Source organism: Corynebacterium sp. HMSC068H04, assembly GCF_001811255.1.
Classification (GTDB): Bacteria; Actinomycetota; Actinomycetes; order Mycobacteriales; family Mycobacteriaceae; genus Corynebacterium; species Corynebacterium hesseae.
Window position 1 is genome coordinate 1,093 of the sequence record NZ_KV804019.1, and the last position, 24,832, is coordinate 25,924.

The window sequence follows — 24,832 nt, forward strand, 5'->3', positions numbered from 1 at the left end:
ACGATGACGAAGAACAGGGGCCTAGCCCTCGTCGAATCAAACGGCGACACCACTCCAAACAACCGAAAGGACAAGAAACCAAGAACACACCCACCGTCGAAAAGAACGACGACTGTATCACTCAGCCCTAGTCAGGTCTCCCCTGCTGCAGACAGGGCCGCCGGCGTGGTTTCGTCATGCTCGTTTATATGGGGCGAATGCAGATCTACATTGCTTCAGTACCAGTCGATGACGTTGCTCGCGCGCACGACTTCTATGTCAATACGCTCGGCTTTCGAGTCAAGGACGATGTGACCCACGGAGACTTTCGATGGCTCACGGTGACCAATGCTGAAGGTCAAGGAAATACGCAGCTCCTCCTCGAGCCGAAGGCCCACCCGGCGTCCAAGGACTACGCAGCAGCGCTCAAGGCCGATGGCATTCCTGCCACCCAGTTCTTGTCCGCAGACGTGGAGAAGGAATATAGGGAGCTCACTGAAAATGGCGTGGATTTCACTATGGAGCCCACCGACGTCGGCCCCTCTATCATCGCTGTCTTCGATGACACCGTAGGAAACCTCATCCAACTGGTGCAGCTCAAGAAATAGCGAAATTGTCGCGCCTAGTTTCTCCCGCTTCCATCGTCGCAATCATCACCGCTGTATGTATCATGCCGCTGGGCGGATGCGCGGATCGCGGCGCGGATACGTTACCGGCGCCGCTGGTCAGCACGATTCCGTCGAGCACAAGCACCGCCGATGCACCGCAGCAGTCCAATGACACGCTGGCTCCCTCTTCCCGGCAGGTAGCCAATGCCGCTGCTTTTAAGGAAGCGCTTTTCTCAACCTGGGATTCGAAGGCACCCCGCGGCCTTCCACGCCTGAGCTTGAAGAAAAAATATATGAAGCCGGGAAATACACCTGGTGCCGGCGTGGTGAGCGAAGTCGTATACACCACCTCATTCGAGGCACAGACTCAACTGGTCATTGGCCTGAACAAGAAGACGCCGTACTCGGTGACTTTCCTTGAGCACCCCAAGCGCTTGGTACTCGACTTCCAAGAATAGCGGCCGCGGCAACGCTAAGGGCCCTGCCTCAGCTACTTAAGAGCTGGATGGCAGGGCCCTCGTCCTAGTAGTTCCTAGGCGATCTGAGGATTAGTCCTCCTCAACCGGAACCAGGGAAATCTTGCCGCGGTTATCAATGTCCGCGATTTCAACCTGGATCTTGTCACCAACGTTGACAACGTCTTCGACCTTTTCGATGCGCTCGTCGCCGCCCAGCTTCGAGATGTGCACCAGGCCGTCACGGCCCGGGGTCAGGGAGACGAAGGCACCAAAGGCCACGGTCTTAACCACGGTGCCGAGGAAACGCTCGCCCACCTTCGGTAGCTGCGGGTTAGCGATGCCATTTACTCGCTCAATGGCTGCCTCAGCGGCTTCGCCGGTAGCGGCAGAGATATACACAGTGCCGTCTTCCTCAATGGAGACATCGGCACCGGTCTCCTCGGTGATGGCGTTGATGGTCTTGCCCTTCGGGCCAATGAGCTCACCAATCTTGTTCACCGGAATGGTCACAGAGGTAATGCGTGGAGCCAGGCCAGACATCTCATCAGGGCCTTCGATGACCTCAGCCATGGTGTCAAGGATGGCGGCACGGGCGTCGCGGGCTTGCTCGAGGGCGTCGGCAAGCACGTGCGAAGGAATGCCGTCCAACTTAGTATCCAGCTGCAGCGCAGTGATGAACTCGGAGGTGCCGGCGACCTTGAAGTCCATATCGCCGAAAGCGTCCTCAGCGCCGAGGATATCGGTGAGCGCAACGAACTTTTCCTTGCCATTGACCTCACCGGAAACAAGGCCCATGGCGATACCTGCCACCGGTGCCTTCAGCGGAACGCCCGCGTTGTAGAGGGACAGGGTGGATGCACAGACGGACCCCATGGAGGTGGAACCGTTGGAGCCGAGGGCCTCAGAAACCTGGCGGATGGCGTAAGGGAAATCCTCGCGGGACGGGATAACCGGCAGCAGGGCACGCTCGGCCAGAGCACCGTGGCCGATTTCGCGGCGCTTCGGGGAGCCCACACGGCCGGTCTCACCGGTGGAATACGGCGGGAAGTTGTAGTGGTGCATGTAGCGCTTGGACTCCACTGGGGTCAGGGAGTCGATCTGCTGTTCCATCTTGAGCATGTCCAGGGTGGTCACACCCAGAATCTGGGTCTCACCACGCTCAAAGAGGGAGGAACCATGGGCGCGCGGAACGAGATCGACCTCAACGCCGAGGTCGCGGATATCGGTGACGCCGCGGCCATCGATGCGGAATCCTTCAGTGAGGATCTTGTTACGGACGATGGCCTTCATCACGGCGTTGAAAGCATTGCGGATCTGCTTGGAGGCATCAGCCTCATCGAGGTCATCAAAGTCCTCGATGAGCTGTGCCTCAACCTGCTCCATGTAGTCATTGGTAGCATCGTCGCGGTCCTGCTTGCCCGGGATGGTAAGCAGCTTCTCCAGCTTCTTGGAGGCAGCCTTTTCGACAGCAGCGTAGACATCATCACCATAGGCCGGGAAGAGCGGGAATTCCTGGGTCTCCTTCGCGGCGCGCTCGGCCAGGCCTGCCTGTGCTTCGCACAGGGTCTTAATGAAAGGCTTGGCAGCCTCAAGACCCTCAGCCACGGTGGATTCCTGCGGAGCCGGGGCACCTTCCTTGATGCGCTCGGCCACGTTCACGCCGGCGCCCGCCTCCACCATCATGATGGCAACGTCGTCCTTGCGGCCCTTCTTCACGATGCGGCCGGCAACGACCATCTCGAAGAGAGCACGCTCGTGCTGCTCGTTGTTCGGGAAGGCCACCCACTGTCCCTTCGGGTGCTTGTCATCGGCAATCAGCGCCATGCGCACGCCACCCACCGGGCCAGAAACCGGCAGACCGGAGAGCTGAGTGGAGGCAGAAGCACCGTTGATGGCAACGACGTCGTAGTACTCCTCCGGGTCCATGGAGAGGACCGTGACAACGACCTGAACCTCGTTGCGCAAACCCTTCACGAAGGTCGGACGCAGCGGGCGGTCGATGAGGCGGCAGGCCAGGATAGCTTCGGTGGAAGGACGGCCCTCGCGGCGGAAGAAGGAGCCCGGGATCTTACCCGCGGCGTACATGCGCTCTTCCACATCCACGGTCAGCGGGAAGAAGTCGAAGCCCTCACGCGGCTGGTTGGAAGCGGTGGTCGTGGACAGCAGCATGGTGTCCTCGTCCAGGTAGGTGGTCACGGAGCCACCAGCCTGTCGGGCAAGCTGGCCCGTCTCAAAACGGATAGTACGGGTGCCGAAATCGCCGTTATCCAGGGTGGCGATGGCCTCGGTAATGCCGTAGTCCTCGTCGATTGCGAACTCGACGGAGTTGTTCGTTTGATTCTTAGCGTTCTTAGCGCTCATGTATGAAACTCTCCTTGGAGCTGTCATGGCGATCTTCGGTGCCGCCTCTTCTTCGATGTTTTCTGACAACGCCCAAGGATTTTAGCAGATGGGACAAGAAAACCCCCCGCACACTTGGTGCGGGGGCTAAAAAGTCGAGCGCTTAGCGGCGCAGACCCAGGCGAGAAATCAGGTCGCGGTAACGGTCAACGTCGTTAGCGGCCAGGTACTTCAGCAGGCCACGACGGCGACCAACCATGAGCAGCAGACCACGACGGGAGTGGTGATCGTGCTTGTGATCCTTGAGGTGCTCGGTCAGGTTGTTGATGCGGGAAGTCAGCAGCGCAACCTGTGCCTCCGGGGAACCGGTGTCGGTCTCGTGCAGGCCGTACTCCTTGAGGATTTCAGCCTTCTTCTCGGTGCTCAAAGCCATGGAAAAATCTCCTATTGTATTTCAGTCCACATGAAATGTTGCGCCTGAAAGACGCTGCCCGTGACTACTGTGGACCGCAGTCAGCAAGCCGAAATAGAAGTATAGAGGCTGCCCAGCTTCGACATCAAATCCTCGACGAAGCGCGCGTCGTCGACAGCAACGGCCACGCGGGTGGTGGGATTCTCGAGGCGCTCAGGGTCACCGATGGTGCGCCCGTTCTCCCCACACCGCAGATTGAGGTCGAGGCATGTAACCAGCGAAGGATCCGCTGCCACTGCCACCGCCAAGGGATCGTGGAGCCCACAACCGCCGAGATGCGGAGACGTCGTTTTATAGGCGCGGATGTAGTAGTCCACGATGTCCGCGTAGATCCGGCCCGTCCGCGTGCCTCGCCACTGCTTCGTATGCTCCCTGGTGAGCAACGTGCGCAACGTGACGTCGAGCCCCACCATCGTGAGGTTCTGTGCATGGCGAAAGACATAGTCCGTGGCTTGGGGATCTTGGAAGACGTTGGCCTCGGCATAAGGAGTGACGTTTCCGGGCACGGTTAGCGCGCCGCCCATCATGACGATGCGGGCGTTGCGGGCAAAGTCCGGGTCCTCGCGCATGGCGGCTGCAATGCTTGTCGACGGCCCCGTCGGCACTATCACCAAGTCCTCGCCATGTTCGCGGACCGAACGGACAAGAAAGCCCACCGCATCCTCGTAGGCTTTGCGCCGCGGCGGAGGCAAGAGAACCTCGCCGAGGCCATTGCGTCCATGAATGAACGCCGAAATGGGAGCCACGCTAAAGCCCGGCCGGGTCGGGCCGGAAAAGACAGGGACGTCCGAGGCGTCGAGAAGCTCGAGCAACGCCAGCGAGTTGCGCACTCCCAAGGCCACCGGCACGTTGCCATAGGTGCCGGTGACCCCGATCAGCTCGAGGTCAGGGTGCGCAACGGCATAGGCGAGCGCAAGGGCGTCGTCGATTCCTGTGTCGAGGTCGAGGATGATCTTCATTTAGGCCTCACGGGCAAGAATCTCACGAACTCGGGCGACGTCGCGCTCCATGGCCGCTAGGAGCTCCTCAACGGAGTTGAATTTCTCCATGTCGCGCACGTGATCGACAAAATGCACGGTGGCCTCGTGGCCGTAGAGGTCGGCGTCGCGGTCCAGCACGAAGGACTCCACAGAGCGCTCCTCGTCGCCGAAGGTGGGGTTTGTGCCCACCGAAATGGCCGCTGGATAAGGAACACCGGGCTCCATGTCTCCTTCCAAAGGGGCGCCGGTGGGCTCGACCACGAACCAGCCCGCATAGACGCCATCGGCTGGGATAGCGACGGATTCCGGGAAGTACTGGTTGGCGGTCGGGAAACCGAGTTCCTTTCCGCCGCGTCCTGCACCGCGCACGACGGGCCCAGTCACCGTGAAATGACGCCCCAGCGCCCAGTTCGCGCGCGCGATATCGCCCTTGGCAAGAGCGGCGCGGATGTTGGTGGAGCAGACGCGCTCGCCGTCGTCGTCAAGCAAGGGCACGATGTCAACGCCGAAGCCGAGCTCGGCTCCGAACTCCGCCAGCGCCTCCGCCGTACCAGCCGCGCCCGCGCCAAAGGTGAAATTCTCCCCCACCACGACGTGTTCCGCATGCAAGCGCCCCACAAGGAGGTCCGTCACGTACTCGCGCGGCTCGACGCCCCGGAGCTCCTCAGTGAAATCGATGACGAGCACGGCCTCGATGCCCATTTCTTCCGCCAGTTGCATGCGGCGCTCAAATGTAATGACGGACAACGGCGCGCGCTCCGGAAGGAACACCGAAACTGGGTGCGGATCGAAGGTCACCATGACCGCACTATGACCGTGTTCGCGCGCGTGCTCGACGGCCTTCGTCACGAGCTGCTGGTGGCCGCGGTGTAGGCCGTCGAAGACGCCAATTGTCACCGACGTCGGACCGAGGTCAGCGGGGATGCTATCGATTCCGTACCAAATATCCACGGGCACCATGCTATCCCACAGCAGACGGTGCCCTAGACTGCAGGGCATGACTGATCCGCTCGAACGTTCTGGCCTCGTGGTCGTCGACAAGCCCGCCGGCATGACCTCGCACGATGTCGTGGGAAAACTGCGGCGCTTCTTCCACACCCGCAAGGTGGGGCACGCAGGCACGCTAGATCCCATGGCCACGGGGGTGCTCATCGTGGGCATTGAGCGCGGCACCAAGTTCCTCGCCCACATGGTGGCCTCTACCAAGGCTTACGACGCGACGATTCGCCTCGGCATGGCGACCCACACCGACGACGCGGAGGGGGAAAGCACGTGGGGCGAACCGGCAACCGCTGTGGAAGATTCAGCCATTGCGCAGGAAGTTGATGCCTTGACCGGCGATATTATGCAGCGTCCGGCAGCGGTGTCCGCGATCAAAATCGATGGCAAGCGTGCCCACGAACGGGTGCGGGCGGGCGAAGAGGTTGAGATTCCAGCTCGCCCGGTAACGGTCAGCCGCTTCGATATCCTCGATACGCGGCGCACCGGATCGTTCATTGATCTGGACGTGTCGGTGGCCTGTTCTTCGGGCACCTACATCCGCTCGCTGGCTCGGGATTTGGGGGAAGCGCTCGGCGTCGGCGGGCATCTCACCGCGCTGCGCCGCACGGAGGTAGGGCCTTTTACGCTTGACGACGCCCTCCCCCTCGACACCCTCGAGACCTCCCCGAAGCTGTCCTTGAGCCTCGACCAGGCGCTCGCTCGTAGCTATCCGGTCTTGGAGGTCACCGATGACGAGGCTCAGGCCTTGGCCATGGGTAAGTGGCTGGAGCCGCGTGGGTTGAAAGGCACCTACGCGGCCGTCGACCCCCAGGGCCGATCCGTCGCCCTAATCAAAGAAATGGGCAAGCGCCTGGCCACAGTTTTTGTCGCTCGCCCCTCCACTCTTTAGTTCTCAAAGTTGAGCGCCGGGACGGCGGCAGAGACGATGACATAGCCGTCCCGAATAATCCAGTGGCCGGTAATGAACGGCACCGGGGTTGGTCGCGCTAGGAGGTAGGAGACTAAAGTTCCGTCGAGGCGCAAGTCAATTTCGGCCTGATCGAAATCGAGCCACCGCCGCGTCATGGGGAACCACGTCTTGTAGGTGGCTTCCTTCGCACAAAACAACAGGCGGTCCGGGCAGGAGATGCCCGCCGCGCGGAGGCGGGACAACTGCGGCATCTCCCCTGGCCGGGCGATCATCGTCAACACGTGTTCCGGCAAGGGCTCCGCTGGCTCGGCGTCGAGTCCCATCGAGCGCACGTGTGTGGTGGGCGCTGCCACCGCTGCGCGCAAACCCTCGGTGTGCGTCATCGATCCCGTGTAGCCTTCCGGCCACAGCGGCATGCCCCGCTCACCGCGCAGAATAGGTTCCTCGCCGGTGTAATTAAGCTCCTTCAGCGCGCGGTGAGCGCACCAGCGGGCATCCCCAAATTCCGACTTGCGGACGTCCACGGCCTGCGAGACCACAGCGCGCTCCTCTGGGGATAGGTGATGGAAATTGAGGAGATTAGTCATCGACTCATCCGTGCGCACGTAGCAGTAGCGCGCAGACTCTGGGAAGAGGGAAGGCTCAAGCATGCTCGGCCCTCCCCGTCGTCTCATCGATGGTGAGCACCGGATACGGCCACTGCTGGAGGCCACCGTGTGCCTGCCATTCACGCGGATACCCTAGCGAAACCTCGATGTGGTCCACGCCGTCGATATTGGCTCGGTTTGGCATGTGAAGATGTCCATAGACCACGGCTTTGGCGTTGTAGCGCCGCGGCCACGAACGCGTGTGGCGGGTACCGCACCACAAGGCCACTTCGGGCCAGCGCAAGTAGAGGGTCGGCTCCTGGACCAATGGCCAGTGATTGATGAGGACGGTCTCCCCTTCCACCCGGGACAGGCGCTTAATTGAATAGGCCAGCCGGTCCCAGCACCAAGCACGCACATCGACGAAGGGGGCGATGGCAAATTCATCGGTCATGACGATTTGCTTTTGCTTTGCGCTCGCAAGCTCTTGTTCGACCGTGGTCCCCGGCGGGCGAAAGCTGTAATCGTACAGCGTAAACAGCGGGACGACGGTCACTCCTCCGAAGACCGGATAAGGATCCTCTGGGGTAATCACGCCGATCTCACGGCAGCCTTCAACAAGCCGGTCGTATTTTGCGCGCCCCTTAAATGCATCCTGTCCCCGAGAAAAGAGCTCATGGTTGCCGGGCACCCAAATGACGGTGGCATAGCGGTTCTTCAGCCGCGCCAAGGTGTTGATCACTAGGTCAATGCGCTCGGCGACGTCCCCTGCGACGATCAACCAGTCATGGGGATTCGGTGGCACGAGTTCATCGATGCGCTCACCGTTGACTCGCACCGCCGCGTGGAGATCGGAGACGGCCCACAGAGTGGTCATAATGCCTCCTTCACACGAACATTCCCTCTACTTCTACCACAGGCTTAGACCCGCGCCCACCGCATCGAGCGAAAGCGCCAGACGACGCCTACCATGCGGATGAAGATGAACGCGGCGATCCCGCCCCATACTCCGCTAAGCCCGGTGCCTAGAGCAAAAGCCAACCAGACGCCGGGAAGGAAGCCTAGAAGTACCGACGCCAAGGTCAGCGTGCGAAGAAACGCTGCATCCCCAGCGCCGAGGAGAACGCCGTCCAAGGCGAAGACCACCCCGCCGATGATGACGAGGAAAGTCATAACCCACCAAGGCCCGGAGATCACCTCGAGGACTTCCGGGCTCGTGGTAAAGATCCGCGGGATGATCCCGGAACCAAGCGCAAGAATCACAGCAAGTCCAAGGGAGAAAGACGTCGAATAGAGCGTCACCTTAGTACCCACCGTGCGGGCATAACGCGCTGAGCCTGCACCCAGTGCCGCGCCGGTCAAGGCCTGGGCGGCGATTGCCAGTGAATCCAGCACAAGGGACAAGAAGTTCCACAACTGCATCAAGATTTGATGCGCGGCCAGTTGTGCGGTTCCGATGCGCGAAGCCACAGCTGCTGCGGATAGAAAGGCCACTTGAAAACTCAACGAACGCACAATGAGATCGCGCCCCAGCACGAGCTGCCGGCGTACGACGCGCCAGCGGACTTCCCACGAGCCGGTATGCTCGCGGCGCAGTTCCCTGAGAAAGAATGCCGCGATGATTCCCATCCCCAACACCGTGGCTAAGGCTGACCCCTGCAACCCCCACAAGTGCACGAAAATAGGCACTGCACTAGCGCCAGGAATCATACCGGCAAGTGTGAAATACAAGGGCTTGCGGGTGTCTTGTACCCCTCGCATCCAACCGTTACCAGCCATCGTGATGAGGGTAAAGGGAATCGCGATGGCGGCGATGCGCAGCCACTGTGCGGTTCCCTTCGCCGTTTCGGGGTTGCCGGTCAACCAGGAGGCAAAGCCCCCGGCGAAGAGCCACATAAGGACCGCTAGGACCAGGCCGACGCCGACCGCAACCCACGTGGCCTGAACACCTTCGGCTACAGCTTCCTCACGTTTGCCTGCGCCGAACAAACGCGAAGCACGCGCGGTAGTGCCATAGGACAGGAAGGTCAGCTGAGTAGTGACCACCGAATGGATCGTGGCCGCAGCCCCCAGCGAGGCCAGATCCTGCGCGCCCAACCGTCCCACTACCGCGGTGTCCAGAAGCAAATACAGCGGCATGGCCGCTAAGACACCCAAAGCGGGCACGGCAAGGCGGAAGACTTCCGCCGCAGAAACCTTGACGGGTTGCTCGCAAGCCATTTAAGACAACACACCTACCAGCTGCGCAATAACCTCCTCAGGCGTGCCGTGCGCGGTATAGCCGGCGGCTGGAATATGGCCTCCTCCGCCAAAGGTGAGGGCCACCTCGGCACAGTTCACTGCTGAGGAGCGCAAAGACACCGCCCACACTTCAGGGGCCTGTTCCTTGAACACAACCCCGATGTCTGTGCCTTTCAGGGCGCGGACATAGTCGACGAAGGACTCGATCGCGGAATCTGCGTGCGTACTGACTTCCTCATGCGGCACGAAGAGGACAGCGAGGCGGTGCTCTCCCGCTGCTTCGATCCTGAGGCCCGAGAGGACGCGACCAATCATCTGCAGGTCATCGGCGGTGCTGGCATCCATAAGCTCCAACGCGATCTGCTTGGTATCAAGCCCATAGAGCATCAGGCGCGCGGCAATATCGTGCATCGCTGGGCGGCCCCACCGGAAGTTACCTGTGTCGGTCACTAGCCCGGCGTACAGACAGTGCGCGATGACGCGATCAATCTGAATGGACAGCCTATCTAAGATATCGAGCAACACCACCGTGGTGGACTCGCACACCGGATCCACAACATTGATCGCACCAAAGCCATCGTTCGAAGCGTGGTGATCGATGCACAGGACGCGCCCAACGGCCGCCATCTCCTCAATGCCCCGTGCTACCGATCCGGTCCGGTCGATCGATCCGCAGTCCACAGTGACATAAAGGTCATAGCCCTGCGGGAGCTCATCTACCAACTCGATTTCATCCACGGTGGGAATCGAAAAAAGGTTGGCGGAAATGTCTCGGCGCTGGCCAATCACGGTGCGGGTCTGCTTACCGCGCTGACGAAGCGCCAACGTGAGGGCCGCCGCTGAGCCAACGGCGTCGGCGTCGGGGCGCAAGTGGGTGATGATGCAAATGCTGCTGGCCTGTACCAGCGCATCAACTGCGGCTTCGTAGTTGGTTCGTGACACTTAGTCTTCTTCCTCATCCGAGGTCTTATATGGGTTCGCATCCCCGGCCGGCTTCGCGCCTTCCTTCAACTTGGCCAGCTCTGCATCGCGTGCACGTGCACGTGCAAGCACATCCTCCATGTGAGCGGAGGCTTCAGGGACGGTGTCGAGCTCAAAAGACAACGTCGGGGTAAAGCGAACGGACAGCTCATCACCCACGATCTTGCGCAATTGGCCCTTGGCCCTCGCAAGAGCTTCGGCCGCCTGGTCAAAATTCGGCTCGGAATCAATATCCGTTCCGCGCACCGTGTAATACACGGTGGCATCATGCAGGTCACCCGTAACGCGGGCATCTGTGATGGTAACCAGTTCAAGGCGGCGATCCTTAATCTGGCGTTCAATCGCACTCGCAACGATTGTCTGAATGCGCTTAGCCATGCGTGCGGCGCGTGCGTGATCAACCATGGTGAAGCTCCTTTGCGTACGGTTGCTGGCAACTAGTCTAGGATACCGATTCGCCGCCGTTCGGCCGAAACGAGTAAAGCCCAGCCAGAATCTCTCCTGGCTGGGCTTTAGTACTGAGCTCTGTTACTGAGTGAAGAACTCAGGTGCGGCTAGTCGCGCGGGACCTCGACTTCTTCAAAGGCCTGAATGATATCGCCTACCTGGATATCCGGGTAGGACAGAACCATACCGCACTCATATCCGGCGTTAATCTCGTTGGCGTCATCCTTCTCGTGGCGCAGGGACTCGATCTTGGCATCGGAGGTAATGACGTTTCCGTCGCGCACGAGGCGCACCTTGCCGTTGCGCTTGACCTTGCCCTCGGTGACCATACAACCGGCAATGGTGCCGACCGCGGAGGACTTGAACAGCGCGCGGATCTCCGCTGCACCGGTGTCGCGCTCCTCGTAGATGGGCTTGAGCATGCCCTTCAGCGCTGCCCCGACCTCTTCGATAGCACGGTAAATCACCGTGTAGTAGCGGATATCAACGCCCTCGGCGTTGGCTTCCTCGGTTGCCTTACCCTCAGCGCGAACGTTGAAGGCAATGATGACGGCGTCGGAGGCAGCAGCCAAAGTGACGTTGGTCTGCGTCACCGCACCAACACCACGGTCGATGATGTTGAGCTGTACCTCGTCGTCGACCTCGATATCCAAGAGGGCGTCTTCCAGTGCCTCGACGGAACCGGCGTTGTCGCCCTTGAGGATGAGGTTGAGCGTCGAGGTTTCCTTGAGCACGGCATCCAGATCCTCGAGGGAGACGCGCTTGCGCGCCTTCGCCTGCAGTGCGGAACGCTTCCGAGCATCGCGCTGTGCGGCAATCTGGCGAGCCACGCGGTCGTCCTCAACAACCAAGAGGTTATCGCCGGCACCTGGTACGCCATTGAGACCCTGCACCTGGACCGGGCGGGACGGACCGGCTTCTTCCACATCGTTACCGAATTCGTCGAGCATACGACGCACGCGGCCATGGGCATCGCCGACCACGATGGAATCACCGATGCGCAGCGTACCGCGCTGGATGATGACCGTAGCCACCGGGCCTCGACCGCGGTCGAGGTGAGCCTCGATCGCAGAACCCTGCGCGTCCATGTCCGGGTTAGCGGTGAGCTCTAGGGAAGCATCCGCGGTCAGGATGACAGCCTCGAGCAGGTCGTCGATGTTGATGTTGTTCTTCGCAGAAATATCCACGAACATCGTGTCGCCGCCGTACTCCTCCGGAACAAGTCCGTACTCAGTGAGCTGACCACGGATCTTGTCCGGGGAAGCTTCCGGCTTATCAATCTTGTTGACCGCGACGACCACAGGGATATCCGCTGCCTTCGCGTGGTTGATTGCCTCGATGGTCTGCGGCATAACGCCGTCATCAGCAGCAACCACCAGGATGGCCAAGTCGGTGGACTTAGCACCGCGGGCACGCATGGCGGTAAACGCCTCGTGACCCGGGGTATCCAGGAAGGTGATGGTTCGCGGACCGTCTTCAACGTCCACCGTGGTTTGGTAGGCGCCGATGCCCTGCGTAATGCCGCCGGCCTCGCCCGCACCTTCGTTGGTCTTACGGATGGTATCCAGAAGGCGGGTCTTACCGTGGTCAACGTGACCCATCACGGTCACGACTGGCGGGCGCTTCTCAAGGGCTTCTTCGCCGCCCTCGTCCTCACCAAATTGCAGGTCGAAGGACTCGAGCAGCTCGCGGTCCTCATCCTCAGGGGAGACAACCTGGACCTCGTAATTGATCTCCGAGCCCAAGAGCTGCAGGGTGTCCTCAGATACGGAGGCCGTAGCGGTCACCATCTCACCGAGGTTGAAGAGCGCCTGCACCAATGCTGCGGGATCCGCACCAATCTTCTCGGCGAAGTCAGCCAGGGAAGCACCGCGGCGAAGGCGAACAACCTTACCGCCGCCGTCAGGCAAGCGTACGCCGCCTACCTCATGCTTCTGCTGCTCTTCAAACTCATGGCGCTTCTGACGCTTCGACTTCTTACCGCGACGCGGTGCGCCACCGGGACGTCCGAATGCACCAGCGGTGCCACCGCGGCGTCCGCCGCGTCCACCACGGAAACCTCCGTGGCCTGGACCGCCATGGCCTGGGCCACCACCGCGGCCGCCACGACCGCGACCGCCACCGCCGCTACCTGCAGCCTTCGACGGCATGCTGGCCGGATTCGGATGCGAAGGCATCATCGCTGGCGAAGGACGACGTCCACCACGGTTGCCATCGCCCTGCGGGCGGGCGCCGCCCTTACCGCCGCGGTTATCTCCAGGCTTGCCGCCAGAGCGCTGACCCTTGCTTCCGCCCGGGCGCGGCCCTGGGCTGGGTCGATCGCTGGAGCTACCCGTGGAGAACGGGTTATTGGCCACGCGGCGGGTACCGCCAGGCTTCGGCATAGAACGCGGGGTAACAGCGCGTTCGCCGCCCTTGCGCTGTGCTCCGGGCTTGGGAGCGCCACCCGGCTTCGGGGCACCGCCCGGCTTGGGAGCGGCACCCGGCTTGGGGGCGCCGCTCTGCGTCGGAGCAGCACCTGGCTTCGGGGCACCACCCGGCTTGGGGCCAGGCTTTGGCGTGGCTGCTGGCTTCTTTTCCGCCGGCTTCTTCTCTGCAGTCTTCTTGGCAGCAGATTTCTTGGCAGCGGAAGCAGGGGTGGCTGCAGACGCGTTCTTGTCTGCGGGCTTGTCGTTGCCACTCTTTGCTTCATAGTGTGCGCGCATCTTCTTGATCACCGGCGGTTCGATGGTCGAGGATGCGGTCTTGACGAACTCGCCTTGTTCCTTCAGCGTGGCGAGCAGTTCCTTGCTGGTTACACCGAGCTGCTTTGCTAACTCGTGTACACGTAGCTTTCCGGGCACTTGTCTCCTCTTCAATCTTTCTAGGAGCCAAGGCCGCGGAACACGGCTTGACCCCTAGTTAATGGCTATGGACTTTCATCGCTGATGCTGCTTCATCGTTGTGTGCTCATCAGTGTTCGGTCTTCCTTTTTAACTCTGGGTCGCACGGGCGATTACCCGCCGACTGCACCTGCTGCTGAGCAGCGAGGTACTCACGTACGTGACCTGTGTCCACGTCTGTGGACAATCGGAGCGCGCGCCTGAAGGCACGGGTTCGCTCCGCCAGCTCTACTGCTTCCAGATCCGGTCTAATCCACGCTCCCCTACCGGGAAGGCGGCGGCCTGGATCCGGAACAACACGGCGTCCTGAAGGATCGTCCCTATCGGCGACCACCCTGAGCAGTTCCGTGTCGGGATGCTTTTGACGCGTAGCAATACACGTGCGGAGCCGCTGTCCTTGAGACATCCAACTCCTTACGTCGTATCGCCACTATTCCTGCGCCACAGCATTCCTGCATGTGGGCCGTTGTCTACTCTACGCGAAAACGGGCCAAACCTTTAATCCCACCGCAGGCCCGTCGGAAAGCTAATCGCGAGCGGCATCAGAGTGAATATCAATCTTCCATCCAGTCAGGCGCGCCGCGAGGCGGGCATTCTGGCCTTCCTTACCGATTGCGAGCGAGAGCTGGTAATCCGGCACAGTCACCTTGGCCACTTGCGCCTCCGAGTCGAGGATTTCTACGCGCACGACCTTTGACGGAGCAAGAGCGTTGCCCACATAGACGGCAGGGTCTTCGTTGAAATCGATGATGTCAATCTTCTCACCACCAAGTTCACGCATCACGTTGCTCACGCGCGAACCCTTCGGGCCGATGCACGCGCCCTTGGCATTGAGCCCCTTAACGTGACCGCGCACGGATACCTTCGAGCGGTGGCCAGCCTCGCGGGCAATAGCAATGAGCTCAACCGAGCCATCAGCAACCTCTGGGACCTCCAGCTCGAACAGGCCACGCACCAGCTCAGGGTGAGTGCGCGACAACGTGATCTGCACCTTGGCTCCGGTGCGGTTCACGCCCACGACGTAGGCCTTAACGCGGTCGCCATGCTCGAGCTTCTCCCCCGGCAGCTGCTCGGCGGGCAGCAGGAAAGCATCCTGCGAGTCGTGTTCGGTACCCAGCTGCACCACGACGACGCCGCGCTTGTTCGCGTGAATATCGCGCTGGACGACGCCCGACACAACCGTTCCGGTGAGCTCCGAATAGGAATCGTAGGTTCGTTCCGCCTCATTCTCGCGCAGCTTACGCAGGATGGCATCGCGGACCGCCTGCGCGCCGATGCGCCCAAAGTTGTCGGGAGTGTCGTCGTATTCACTGATGACCTCTCCAGTCTCCGGATCACTCTCGGTCACGACGACGGTGACAGCACCGCTATCGGCGTCGATGTCGACGCGAGACTTCGTACCTTCCGCCTTGGTCTCGGCTGACTCGGCACGGTGATCCAGGTAGGAATACAAAAGGGCACCCGCAATCGCTTCGAGCAGGTCCTTTACCGGGACGCCGCGCTCGCGCTGAATCGTGCGAAGTGCCTCTAGGTCAATATTCACTTGTTAGTCCTCTCGGGTTGCCGAGTTCTGCTCGGCGAAGTCGAACGTCTGCTGTGCCGCCTCCAGCTCCATGGCTGAAGGTTGGGCAAATTCAATTTCTACCACTGCGCGGCTTAGATTTTCCAATCGCTCAACCTGATAGCGCACCTCCTTTTTCACAGTGGTGATGAGCGCCACGGATTCTTCATCCTCGGACAGCGCTCCGATACGGGCGACGCGGGTCGTGCCAGGTTCCTCGGTGAGCGCGTAGCCCACGAGCCTCCCTTGGTTGCGGCGCCAGTGGCGCGGGGCACTCAGCGGAAAGTCCACCCCCGGCGTCGACACCTCCAGGGTGTAACCCGCGCCAAAGTTGAGGGTGCCCGCCTCTTCCTGTGCATCAAAGAGCGCCGAAATCTCCTGCGAGAGCTCCTCAATGAGATCGGAACTTGGGCGTTCGTCACCGTCAACACGGATGATGACCTGAGATTTCTTTCCTGCACGAGTGGTCTTCACGTCCTCGATGTCGAGGCCGCGCGCGGCGGCGACAGGCTGCAGGATTTCGGTTAGTTGCGCGGGTGTTGGGAATGCCATGCGCTCTAGACTAGGACACCCGGGTAGGGTCTATCGCGTGAACCGCCGAGTAGTTGTGCCCACCCTCTTAGTCTGCGCCGCCCCCTGGCTGGGCGGCTGCCAAGCCACCGACGCGATCGTGGATTATTTTGGCCCCCATGCAGACCCTACGTTGACCTCTCTGGCTCACGATGCCAGCGCCGACGCCCACGCACTGCAGAAACTCGATCCCGATGCCGCGTCCCTGCGCGCGCAGCACGCAGACGAGCTTTACTCCGAAATTGAGCGCCTCTGCGGCCGCGACGAGGAAGGACACGTTCCGCGCTCCTGCGAAGTGAATCGTGAGGGTGAAGCACACGAGGCCACCGATGCGGCTGCCGTGCTTGCCGCAGCTTCTTCATCGACTGAGGAGCAGCTTGACGCGGTCTCCCCGGAATCTCGGCCCTTGCTCGTCGCCCAAGCCATCGCAATGGAGGCCCGCTCCACCGATGAACCGGGCGCTGTGCCGGAGCTGACGGAGGGTGACGCTGACCTCGCCACCGAACTCTTGGACTGGGAATACCAGCAGGTGTATGCCTTGGACTTTGCTCGTTCCTATGTCACACCTGACGTCGAAGAGCTGGTTGATGAGCGCCTCGCTCTGCACGAGAGCCGCGTCCTCGCACTCCAAGAAGCAGTAGCCAAAATCGGACCAGTGCCACAGCCCGCAGCGGCCTACACCTCGTCCTCCGGTGAGCTGCCCGTAGACGCCGCCTCAGCGCGCGCGTTCCTTGACGACGTCGCGCATAGTGACACGGTGACATGGGCCTCCGCCGCCTCACAGGAGGCGCCCAACCAAGCGGCACCCAATGCTGAATGGCGAAGCTGGCTTATTTCTGTAGCCGCCCAATCTCACCGCATCAGTGCAGCTTAATTCCTCCCTCGCGGGCTCGATTTTCCTGAGCTACCGACGTTTGGCGTTCTTTTCGGCGTACAGCGACCAGGCATAGCGCATGACCGGAATCTGCAACGGCAGACGCACCGCGTGGTAGATCTTCTTGCCGGTTGATGCCTTGCCGCTTTCTAAGTCCCTGTAGGCCTGGTAGAAGTTCGCCGGCCACACGGCGGCGAGCAAAGCTAGGGCTGAAAGGCCGCCTGCAGGCCGCGTCGATGGGTTCGCCAGGAGCGCACCGGTAACCACTTCCCAGGCGCCAGAGGTGAAGTTGTAGAAGCGAGCCGACCCTGGAAGTTGTGGCGGGATGATGGACTCGAAGGGCTTCGGCTTAGCAAAATGCAGCACTCCCATGGCAGAGAGTGCTGCAGCCATTGAATATGCCAGTGCGGGGTGGTGAGAACTCATACCCGCGAGCCTACGCGCTTAACGCACCTAGCCGCGGATGAGCTCCGTTAAGGTGTCCACGATGGAGTCTGCGGGGACCTCACGGGTTTCGCCGCCACGGATGCGCAACTCAATGATGCCGTCCTTGAAGGAGCGGCCCAGGATGGCGATAAAGGGCATACCCAGCAGCTCCGCATCCTTGAACTTCACGCCCGGGGAAACCTTGGGGCGGTCGTCGAAAAGCACCTCGATGCCAGCGCGATCTAGGTCCTCCACCAGCTTCTGACCGGCCTCGAGGGCAGCGGCGTCCTTGTTCGCCACGGCCACGTGCACCTGGTACGGGGCCACGGCCACTGGCCAGTTGAGGCCCTTCTCATCGTGGCGCTGCTCCGCCAGCACGGCGAGCATGCGCGTGACACCAATGCCATAGGAGCCCATGGTCGGCACGGCGCGCTTGCCATTCTCATCCAGAATCTGGACATCGAATGCTTCGGTGTACTTGCGGCCCAGCTGGAAGATGTGGCCCAACTCAATGCCGCGCTCCAGGGTCAGAGTGCCCTGACCGTTCGGCGCCGGGTCACCTTCCTTGACCTCCGCGGCCTCGATGAACTCACCCACGGTGAAATCACGGCCGGCCACCAAGCCGACGACGTGACGCTGCGGGGCATCCGCGCCAGTAATCCACGACGAACCGGAAACTACGCGCGGGTCGGCATAAACCTTCACGTCGTGAGCGTTGAGGGCACGCGGGCCAACGTAGCCCTTGACCAAGAAGGGGTTCTTCTTGAAGTCGCCCTCGCCGGCGAGCTCAAACTCGACTGGCTCCAGCGAAGCCTCCAAGCGCTTTTCATCCAGCTCGCGGTCGCCCGGAATAAGGACGGCGGCCAGCTCCCATTTCTTCTCTTCCTCAGCGGCCGCGGGCGCAGCCACCTTGATCATCATGCACTTGAGGGTGTCCGCTGCGGTGACCTCGCGGCCGTCGACAGTAATGCCAGCACCCTTAGCCCACTCCACCAGGGACTCGATGGTCTCGGATTTCGGAGTCTCGTGCTCCTGTGCCTCCGGCAGACCGTCGAAGGGAATCTCCTCCGGCGCCTGGGTCACTACTGCTTCCACGTTGGCTGCGTAGTCTCCCTCCGTGGCGCGAACGAAGGTATCCTCACCCACCTCGGACACGGCGAGGAACTCCTCGGAGGCCGAGCCACCCATCGCACCGGAGGTGGCCTTACAGATCGCGTAATCGATCTCTAGGCGGTCGAAGATGTTCTGGTAGGCCTTGCGGTGGCGGGCATAGGACTCATCGAGCCCCTCATCCGTCATGTCGAAGGAGTAGGAGTCCTTCATGGTGAATTCGCGGCCGCGCAGCACGCCAGCGCGCGGACGTTCCTCATCGCGGTACTTCGTCTGAATCTGGTACAGCGTGACCGGGAAGTCCTTGTAGGAGGAATACATATCCTTCACCGCAGTGGCGAACATCTCCTCATGGGTCGGGCCCAGCAGCATGTCCGCACCCTTGCGATCCTTAAGCCTGAACAAATTATTGCCGTATTCCGTCCAGCGGTTCGACTGCTCATAAGGATCGCGCGGCAGCAGCGCCGGGAAGAGCATCTCCTGGCCACCGATGGCGTTCATTTCCTGGCGGATAACGTCTTCGATCTTGCGCATGGCGCGCAGTCCCAATGGCAACCAGGTGTACACACCCGGCGCGACGCGGCGCACATAGCCTGCGCGGACGAGAAGCTTGTGGCTGGGGACTTCGGCATCAGCCGGATCCTCACGAAGAGTGCGGAGGAAAAGCTCAGAAAGACGTGTAATCATGGTTGCTCAGTCTACATCGCTAGCATGTAGCCATGCTGATCATCCTCCCTCCTTCTGAGACCAAAGCACACGGCGGCAGCGGCGCGCCCCTCAACTGGGAAGAGCTCTCTTTCCCCGCGCTGAATCCAATACGCCAAGAAATCGCTGCTGAATTGTCTTCTTTGCCCCTCGACGAGGCGCAAAAGGTGCTCAAGCTCTCGGAAAAGCTGCGCGGGGAAGCCGAGTCCAACCGCGAGTTGGCGTCCTCCCCCACCATGCCCGCGCTGGAGCGGTTTACGGGCGTGCTGTACGACGCCCTCGATTCCCCTTCCCTTCCCCCAGCCGCGCGTCAACACCTCGCTGTGGGTGATGCGCTCTTCGGGTTGCTGCGCGCCGATGATCTCATCCCCCACTACCGGCTTTCAGGTGGCACCAAGTTGGGCGGGAAGACTCTCAAGTCTCGCTGGGGTACGGCCATCACCGATGAGCTGCGCGCGCTTATCGACGCAGGCGAGTTCCTCATCGACATGCGCTCGGGCACCTACCAACAGCTGGGCAAGCTCAAAGAAGCCTCCACGGTGCGCGTGGAGTCAGTGCAGGAGGATGGCTCCCGCAAGGTGGTCTCCCACTTCAATAAGCACTACAAGGGGGAACTCGCTCGCGTACTCGCCCTCCAGGGCGAGAATGTCTCCTCCCTCGAGGATGCCGCCCGCGTAGCCCAGGAGGCGGGCATGAGCACCGAACTGCGCGGCACCGAGCTGGTGCTCGTGGTCTGATTTATCTATTTATCAATTTATCTACGCCCGCCGATTTATCTATTTATCAATTTATCTGCCTGCTATATACTTCCAGCATGACTGGAAACCCTTTTCGCCCAACCTTTGGTGCCAGCCCACTTAAGTGGGCTGGCCGCAGTGCGGTCCTCAATGACTTCACGGTTGGGCTCGACGGCGGAGTTGGCAACCCTAATCGCGCAATGCTTATTAGCGGTCATCGTGGGATGGGCAAAACGGTCCTGTTGACTGAGCTCGAGGACATCGCAGCCCAACAAGGATGGGCTGTTATTCGAGTCAGTGGTCGAAGCAATTCAGTCACTCAGCTCATCGACTCCATCATCCCAGAAAAGATCAACCAGCTGGCTTCTCCATCAACCCGTCGAATCAAAGACATACGTATAGCGGGCCTCGGTGGCATTGGTACTGAAGAGATTGGTACGCCACCAGTGCCAACATTAGAATCGCGCTTGCGCGAACTCTCCGCTCATCTCCGAGACAGCGGAATTCTACTTACTATCGATGAGATTCAGGACGCGGATCCTCATGACCTTGAGATAATCGCAGTCGCATTCCAGCATCTTGTTCGCGATGAACTCGACGTTTCCATCGTGATGGCAGGGCTTACTGCCGGTGTTGACAAGCTTCTACACCTGCCGGGAACAACGTTTCTGCGCCGTGCCCGCAGATTTCACCTAGGACCTGTTAACCCGCAAGCTACGACCAGCGCTTTCAAAGATACGGCAGCTTTGACTTCGATTGCTTTCAACGACGAAGCCGCCGACCGCGCTACTGAAGCGAGCCACGGTTATCCCTTCCTCATCCAGCTCATCGGGTACTTGGCCTGGAACGCTGCATCCCAAGCCAGTGAGACGACCATTTCCTCAACAACCGTCGACGCAGTTCTTGGTGAGGCAATCACGACAATGGGAACCCAAGTGCACGATCCTGCGGTACGTGCGCTCAGCCAACGACAACTTGAGTACCTTCACGCGCTGGCTGATATCGCAGATGAGGCGGGGACGGCCACATCTGGCGCTATCGCTCACGAGCTGAAGACAACGACGACGTCTCTCAGTGAAGTGCGCGCGCGTTTGCTAGAGCAGGGGCTTATCGATGCCCCACGGCACGGCACGGTTGCTCTCGCCCTGCCGTACCTCCGCGATTATCTTCACGCAGGCGGCGAACAAACCTACGTGGACTAAACGTTACTGATTACACCAGCGGGTTATAACGCAAACTATTGCGTTTGAGCTCGCACTCAGTGGCGATAGAGATGCCGGAGGCAATCTTTCCGCGCTCACGAAGGCGGAACATGGCGTCCACGACGCGATCACGCAAGCCCCATGGATCGATGGTGTTGATGTAGACCTTCGTGCCGCCTTCAAAGCCGGCCAAGGTCGATACCCTGAGCTTGATCATCACGCGCCACGGCTGCGGCAGATCCACGCTGGGTGGGCGGTGGTGCCACTCTTCATTGCATGCCACATCCGGCCCCACTGCGGCGTGTGCAGCATGGATCAGATCCGACATTCCACGGACTTCGCCAGGTGTTTGTTCCCACGGTTCACAGCGGGGCGACTTGGAGAAGATCTCCAGCGTGGGATAGCGGTGGCCAAAGCCGGCGAAGAGGACCGCATAGTCATTCTCTGCGATAACAAGGTTGCGCTTTGCCGCATACCCAACTGCCCAATCGTTGTACATGTTGGGGTGTGCACGTAGAATCGCATTTTCTTGCTGGGCTGCCATGCCCAGAGCATCAATCGCGACGAGCTGCTTGTGCAGGTGGTCGAAGGACGCGCCCGCCGGTGCCAGCCAGTTCTGGAACACGGCGACATAAGAGGCATAGCGGTTTCGCTGGTAGAGCTCGCGCGTTGATTCCGCGGTGAAGGTTGTGAGCAGAAAGTGCTCATCGGGGCTCAGCGTGCCGGAGGAAGCCAGCTGGCTGTCGTCGACCGCCCCCTCCACGAAGTGGCGCGAAGAAATGATGACATCGTGCCCGCCACCGAAGAAGCCATCGGCGAGGGCGAGGAGAGAGTCGTCGCCCAGCGCGGCGTCTTTGCCCGCGGCCTTGAGTTTGGTGCGCACCACGTTGAGTACGTGCAGGCGCCCGGCCTCATCGGCTTCATATTTCTCCTTGTGCTGAGCTAGGTCTGGGTCCATGGTGAAGCCATAGTTCTCATGCCAGTAGTCATAAGACACGATCTCAAAAAGGTTAGGAACCCGGCGAAACACCGGCTGGGTTGTGTCCAGCTCGTGTGGAAGGAGCCCGCGCTGGATCTCCCCCGAGGCCAGGATGCGGGACTTTTCCGGCGGGGTGTCCAGCATGCGCCCGGAGCAAAAAGCACAGCTGTGCGTCATGGCATCGGCCGTCAGGGGCTGCGGATCCTTCGCGGGACGCGAGAGCGGACGGTTTCCACGTCCCGGCACCGTCCACACCTCCGTTCCGGAGAAGGGGTTGACCTGTTTGACGGTCCCATCCGCCATGGTCTGGATAGGTTCGACGCGGCTAAAGAGTGCTTCGCTCATGCAGCCCAGCGTAGACCTCCCTGCTCACCGGTGCGACTAGACTTAAGCCTCATGCAGCACCGATTCTTTGAAGTAGATGTCTTTGCCACTGGGCCGTTTACGGGAAATCCCCTTGCTGTGGTGGCGGATGCCGACGGCTTGAGCACCGAAGAGATGCAGCGCATCGCACACTGGACAAACTTTTCGGAGACAACCTTCCTGTGCTCGCCTACGGATCCACGTGCAGACTACCGAGTGAGGATTTTTACCCCGTACGAGGAGTTTCCTTTCGCCGGCCACCCGACGCTGGGCAGCGCACGCGTGGCGGCGGAACTACTCGGAAAGAACGGCACCCTGATTCAGGAATGCGGAGTTGGGTTGGTCACCGTGCGCCAGGAAGAGGGCCGCTTCGCCTTCGCTACCCCGCCCTTGGTGCGTGAAGGGGCGCTAAGTGATGAGGAGCGGGCTGAGGCAGCCGCTGCCCTTGGGATCGACGAGGACAGCATCCTTGACTCCGGCTGGGTAGACAACGGGCCCGGCTGGCGCCTAGTCCAGCTCGAGTCTGCCGAGGCCGTGCAAAATCTTCGCCCCACGCCCACCCCGCGCGTCAAAGTGGGCGTAGTCGGGCTCACCGGTAATGATCACCCCGCTTATGTAGTCCGCGCCATCACCGGGCAATTCGAGGATCCCGTCACCGGTTCCTTCAACGGCGGCGCTGCCCAATTCCTGCGCGCCAAGGGTGCTGTTCCTGCCCGCTATACCGCGGCACAGGGCGGCCAGGTAGGGCGCGATGGCCGCGTCTATATCAACGACGATGGTCATGACATCTGGGTCGGCGGCAACGCCCACGTTCGCGTGCGCGGAACCCTGGAGTCACGCGATGTCTGATGCCTCCCTCCCCTTCGAGCTACGCAGCGAGTTCGCCCAACGCCTTTCCCACATGGTCACGGCGAGCCGGGGCGAAGAACAGCCAACGGCGCGAATGGTAGTGCTCAACGAAGAGCTAGCCGCCGAACTGGGCCTCGACCCGGACTGGCTGCGCAGCGAAGATGGCCTAGAGTTTCTCCTCGGCCGCGGGCCAGTTACTCCCCACGCAATGGCCTACGCCGGTTTTCAGTTCGGCCAATACAACCCGACAATGGGTGATGGCCGTGCCCTCCTCTTGGGTGAAGTCACCGGCCCCACCGCTGCGCACAACCCCACGGGCCTCTGGGATCTGCATGCCAAAGGGACAGGGCTAACCCCCTATTCGCGCTATGGCTCTGATGGGCGCGGCACGCTGCGCTCAATGCTGCGTGAATATCTCTTCTCCGAGTCGATGCACGCCCTCGGTGTACCCACCACAAGGTCGCTGGCGGTCATCGGGACCGGCCGTCCCATTCAGCGCCAGATGGTGGAGGAAGCAGGCGTTCTCGTGCGCGTTGCCGCGAGCCACATCCGTGTTGGTTCCTTCCACTTCGCCGCGCACTCGCAGGTACCCGGGTTGCTCCAGCGGCTCGCCGATTACACCATTGAACGCCACTACCCTGGCGCCGACTACCGGGAGCTGTTTACCCGCGTCATGGACGCACAGGCAGCGACGGTTGCCGGGTGGATGCAGGTGGGTTTCATCCACGGCGTGATGAACACCGATAACACCACGCTATCGGGTGAGACGATTGACTACGGGCCGTGCGCGTTCATGGAAAACTATGACCTCAATACCTGGTTTAGCTCCATCGATACGCAGGGCCGCTACCGCTTTGGGCGCCAGCCCGACATGCTGGGCTGGAACCTTGCGCGGTTGGCGGAATCACTGCTGCCGCTTTTCGACGTCTCCCCCGACGCTTCCCTTACCTGGGCCCAGGAGGCCATCAATTCCTTTGGCGAGCGCTATGAAAAGGCGCGCCGCCGCGAAGCCGCGAGCCGTTTGCAGATTCCCGACGAGCTCTTCCAGGACTATAGTGCGGCCCTTGCACAGTCCGCTCCGGATCTCACGCAGGCCCACCGCAGTCTCGTCAGCGCAGCGGCGGGTGAACCGGCAGACGCCTATGAGATGTTTGGTGACGCTCGATTTGTTGATGCCTACTGTGCTAGTGGCCCCAACGTCGAGTCTCTCAAGCAAACCGTGCCCCGCGTGATTCCCCGCCCGCGTCTGGTCGAGGCCGCACTGAGTGATGCTGAAGAATTCCCCCGCTTGCTTCACGCCACCACGCGTCCCTTTACTGCCGCGCCAGAATACGAGCAACCGGGTGGCACGGAAGGCTACCTCACCTACTGCGGAACGTAAGAGAAGAAAAGGAAAACACACCGCCGCCCCGAGGCCTCCGTAGGAAAGGAAACGGAGTCTCGGGGCGGCGGTGCGTCTCTATCTTTCACTGCCGCGCTCCCGGTCGGTTTCTCAGGCCGACCGCCCCGCGCGGCTGGGGTTCTCTCTATCTCTCTCGCATGCGCTCTCTCAAACGCACACCATTATTA

General features: G+C 61.0%; 24 protein-coding genes. 8 read left to right on the top strand and 16 right to left on the bottom strand.

Annotation, left to right across the window (positions count from 1 at the left end; genetic code table 11):
• Window positions 1-197: 197 nt before the first annotated feature.
• Complete coding sequence (locus HMPREF2792_RS09305) at window positions 198-587, top strand: VOC family protein (RefSeq protein ID WP_070533110.1); 390 nt, start codon at window positions 198-200, stop codon at window positions 585-587.
• Between the two features lie 62 nt (window positions 588-649).
• Window positions 650-1,045, top strand: coding sequence for an AMIN-like domain-containing (lipo)protein (locus tag HMPREF2792_RS13335; RefSeq protein WP_232748528.1), 396 nt, complete (start codon window positions 650-652; stop codon window positions 1,043-1,045).
• A 90-nt stretch (window positions 1,046-1,135) separates the two neighbouring features.
• Here the strand turns inward: HMPREF2792_RS13335 and HMPREF2792_RS09315 are convergent, their stop codons facing one another.
• The 4 genes from HMPREF2792_RS09315 to HMPREF2792_RS12885 form a co-directional block, all read right to left on the bottom strand.
• On the bottom strand, window positions 1,136-3,406 hold the full coding sequence (locus tag HMPREF2792_RS09315) for a polyribonucleotide nucleotidyltransferase (RefSeq protein WP_070520124.1): 2,271 nt from the start codon (window positions 3,404-3,406) through the stop codon (window positions 1,136-1,138).
• 142 nt (window positions 3,407-3,548) lie between these two features.
• Window positions 3,549-3,818, bottom strand: a complete 270-nt coding sequence (gene rpsO, locus HMPREF2792_RS09320) for a 30S ribosomal protein S15 (RefSeq protein ID WP_010190317.1) — start codon at window positions 3,816-3,818, stop codon at window positions 3,549-3,551.
• An 80-nt stretch (window positions 3,819-3,898) separates the two neighbouring features.
• Window positions 3,899-4,816: a nucleoside hydrolase gene (locus tag HMPREF2792_RS12880; protein WP_070533114.1), complete on the bottom strand. Its 918-nt coding sequence runs from the start codon at window positions 4,814-4,816 to the stop codon at window positions 3,899-3,901.
• Window positions 4,817-5,797, bottom strand: a complete 981-nt coding sequence (locus HMPREF2792_RS12885) for a bifunctional riboflavin kinase/FAD synthetase (protein WP_070533116.1) — start codon at window positions 5,795-5,797, stop codon at window positions 4,817-4,819.
• Window positions 5,798-5,834: 37 nt separating this feature from the next.
• Here HMPREF2792_RS12885 and truB point away from each other — a divergent pair, with 37 nt between their 5' ends.
• On the top strand, window positions 5,835-6,728 hold the full coding sequence (truB, locus tag HMPREF2792_RS09335) for a tRNA pseudouridine(55) synthase TruB (protein ID WP_070533118.1): 894 nt from the start codon (window positions 5,835-5,837) through the stop codon (window positions 6,726-6,728).
• Here the strand turns inward: truB and HMPREF2792_RS09340 are convergent.
• The 9 genes from HMPREF2792_RS09340 to rimP form a co-directional block, all read right to left on the bottom strand.
• On the bottom strand, window positions 6,725-7,399 hold the full coding sequence (locus HMPREF2792_RS09340) for a 4'-phosphopantetheinyl transferase family protein (protein WP_070533120.1): 675 nt from the start codon (window positions 7,397-7,399) through the stop codon (window positions 6,725-6,727). The two genes, truB and HMPREF2792_RS09340, sit on opposite strands and share 4 nt — an antisense overlap.
• Complete coding sequence (locus tag HMPREF2792_RS09345) at window positions 7,392-8,213, bottom strand: metallophosphoesterase family protein (protein WP_070520114.1); 822 nt, start codon at window positions 8,211-8,213, stop codon at window positions 7,392-7,394. Before HMPREF2792_RS09345 ends, HMPREF2792_RS09340 begins: the two co-directional genes overlap by 8 nt.
• A gap of 44 nt (window positions 8,214-8,257) precedes the next feature.
• A complete protein-coding gene (locus tag HMPREF2792_RS09350; RefSeq protein ID WP_070533121.1) occupies window positions 8,258-9,556 on the bottom strand; it encodes an MATE family efflux transporter in 1,299 nt (432 codons plus the stop codon).
• Window positions 9,557-10,519 carry a DHH family phosphoesterase gene (locus HMPREF2792_RS09355; protein ID WP_070520110.1) on the bottom strand — a complete coding sequence of 321 codons (963 nt, stop codon included), beginning with the start codon at window positions 10,517-10,519 and terminating at the stop codon, window positions 9,557-9,559.
• Window positions 10,520-10,963, bottom strand: coding sequence for a 30S ribosome-binding factor RbfA (gene rbfA, locus HMPREF2792_RS09360; RefSeq protein ID WP_070533123.1), 444 nt, complete (start codon window positions 10,961-10,963; stop codon window positions 10,520-10,522). It lies immediately after the preceding gene.
• Between the two features lie 149 nt (window positions 10,964-11,112).
• A complete protein-coding gene (gene infB, locus HMPREF2792_RS09365; protein ID WP_070533125.1) occupies window positions 11,113-13,848 on the bottom strand; it encodes a translation initiation factor IF-2 in 2,736 nt (911 codons plus the stop codon).
• 109 nt (window positions 13,849-13,957) lie between these two features.
• Entirely contained in the window at window positions 13,958-14,293 is a 336-nt protein-coding gene (locus tag HMPREF2792_RS12740) for a YlxR family protein (RefSeq protein WP_083306427.1), read from the bottom strand.
• A 120-nt stretch (window positions 14,294-14,413) separates the two neighbouring features.
• Entirely contained in the window at window positions 14,414-15,430 is a 1,017-nt protein-coding gene (gene nusA / locus HMPREF2792_RS09370) for a transcription termination factor NusA (RefSeq protein ID WP_070533127.1), read from the bottom strand.
• Window positions 15,431-15,433: 3 nt separating this feature from the next.
• Window positions 15,434-16,000, bottom strand: a complete 567-nt coding sequence (gene rimP, locus HMPREF2792_RS09375; protein ID WP_070533129.1) for a ribosome maturation factor RimP — start codon at window positions 15,998-16,000, stop codon at window positions 15,434-15,436.
• A gap of 37 nt (window positions 16,001-16,037) precedes the next feature.
• Between rimP and HMPREF2792_RS09380 the strand changes: the two genes are divergently transcribed.
• Window positions 16,038-16,892 (top strand): hypothetical protein, encoded by an 855-nt coding sequence (locus tag HMPREF2792_RS09380; protein WP_070533131.1) that lies wholly within the window; start codon window positions 16,038-16,040, stop codon window positions 16,890-16,892.
• Between the two features lie 30 nt (window positions 16,893-16,922).
• Here the strand turns inward: HMPREF2792_RS09380 and HMPREF2792_RS09385 are convergent, their stop codons facing one another.
• The gene (locus HMPREF2792_RS09385) at window positions 16,923-17,318 is read right to left on the bottom strand and encodes a DoxX family protein (protein ID WP_070533133.1); all 396 of its coding nucleotides are present in this window, start codon (window positions 17,316-17,318) and stop codon (window positions 16,923-16,925) included.
• Between the two features lie 27 nt (window positions 17,319-17,345).
• Complete coding sequence (locus HMPREF2792_RS09390; protein WP_070533134.1) at window positions 17,346-19,115, bottom strand: proline--tRNA ligase; 1,770 nt, start codon at window positions 19,113-19,115, stop codon at window positions 17,346-17,348.
• Window positions 19,116-19,147: 32 nt separating this feature from the next.
• On the opposite strand from HMPREF2792_RS09390, the gene yaaA reads away from it, so the two are divergent.
• Window positions 19,148-19,870, top strand: coding sequence for a peroxide stress protein YaaA (gene yaaA / locus HMPREF2792_RS09395; RefSeq protein ID WP_070533136.1), 723 nt, complete (start codon window positions 19,148-19,150; stop codon window positions 19,868-19,870).
• 77 nt (window positions 19,871-19,947) lie between these two features.
• The gene (locus HMPREF2792_RS09400; protein ID WP_070520090.1) at window positions 19,948-21,072 is read left to right on the top strand and encodes an ATP-binding protein; all 1,125 of its coding nucleotides are present in this window, start codon (window positions 19,948-19,950) and stop codon (window positions 21,070-21,072) included.
• 10 nt (window positions 21,073-21,082) lie between these two features.
• On the opposite strand, the gene HMPREF2792_RS09405 is transcribed toward HMPREF2792_RS09400, so the two are convergent.
• Window positions 21,083-22,396 (bottom strand): DUF4921 family protein, encoded by a 1,314-nt coding sequence (locus HMPREF2792_RS09405; RefSeq protein ID WP_185963332.1) that lies wholly within the window; start codon window positions 22,394-22,396, stop codon window positions 21,083-21,085.
• A gap of 51 nt (window positions 22,397-22,447) precedes the next feature.
• Here HMPREF2792_RS09405 and HMPREF2792_RS09410 point away from each other — a divergent pair, with 51 nt between their 5' ends.
• Together HMPREF2792_RS09410 and HMPREF2792_RS09415 are read left to right on the top strand one after the other, a co-directional pair.
• Window positions 22,448-23,263, top strand: a complete 816-nt coding sequence (locus tag HMPREF2792_RS09410; protein WP_070533138.1) for a PhzF family phenazine biosynthesis protein — start codon at window positions 22,448-22,450, stop codon at window positions 23,261-23,263.
• Complete coding sequence (locus HMPREF2792_RS09415) at window positions 23,256-24,644, top strand: protein adenylyltransferase SelO family protein (RefSeq protein ID WP_070533139.1); 1,389 nt, start codon at window positions 23,256-23,258, stop codon at window positions 24,642-24,644. Before HMPREF2792_RS09410 ends, HMPREF2792_RS09415 begins: the two co-directional genes overlap by 8 nt.
• Window positions 24,645-24,832 lie beyond the last annotated feature (188 nt).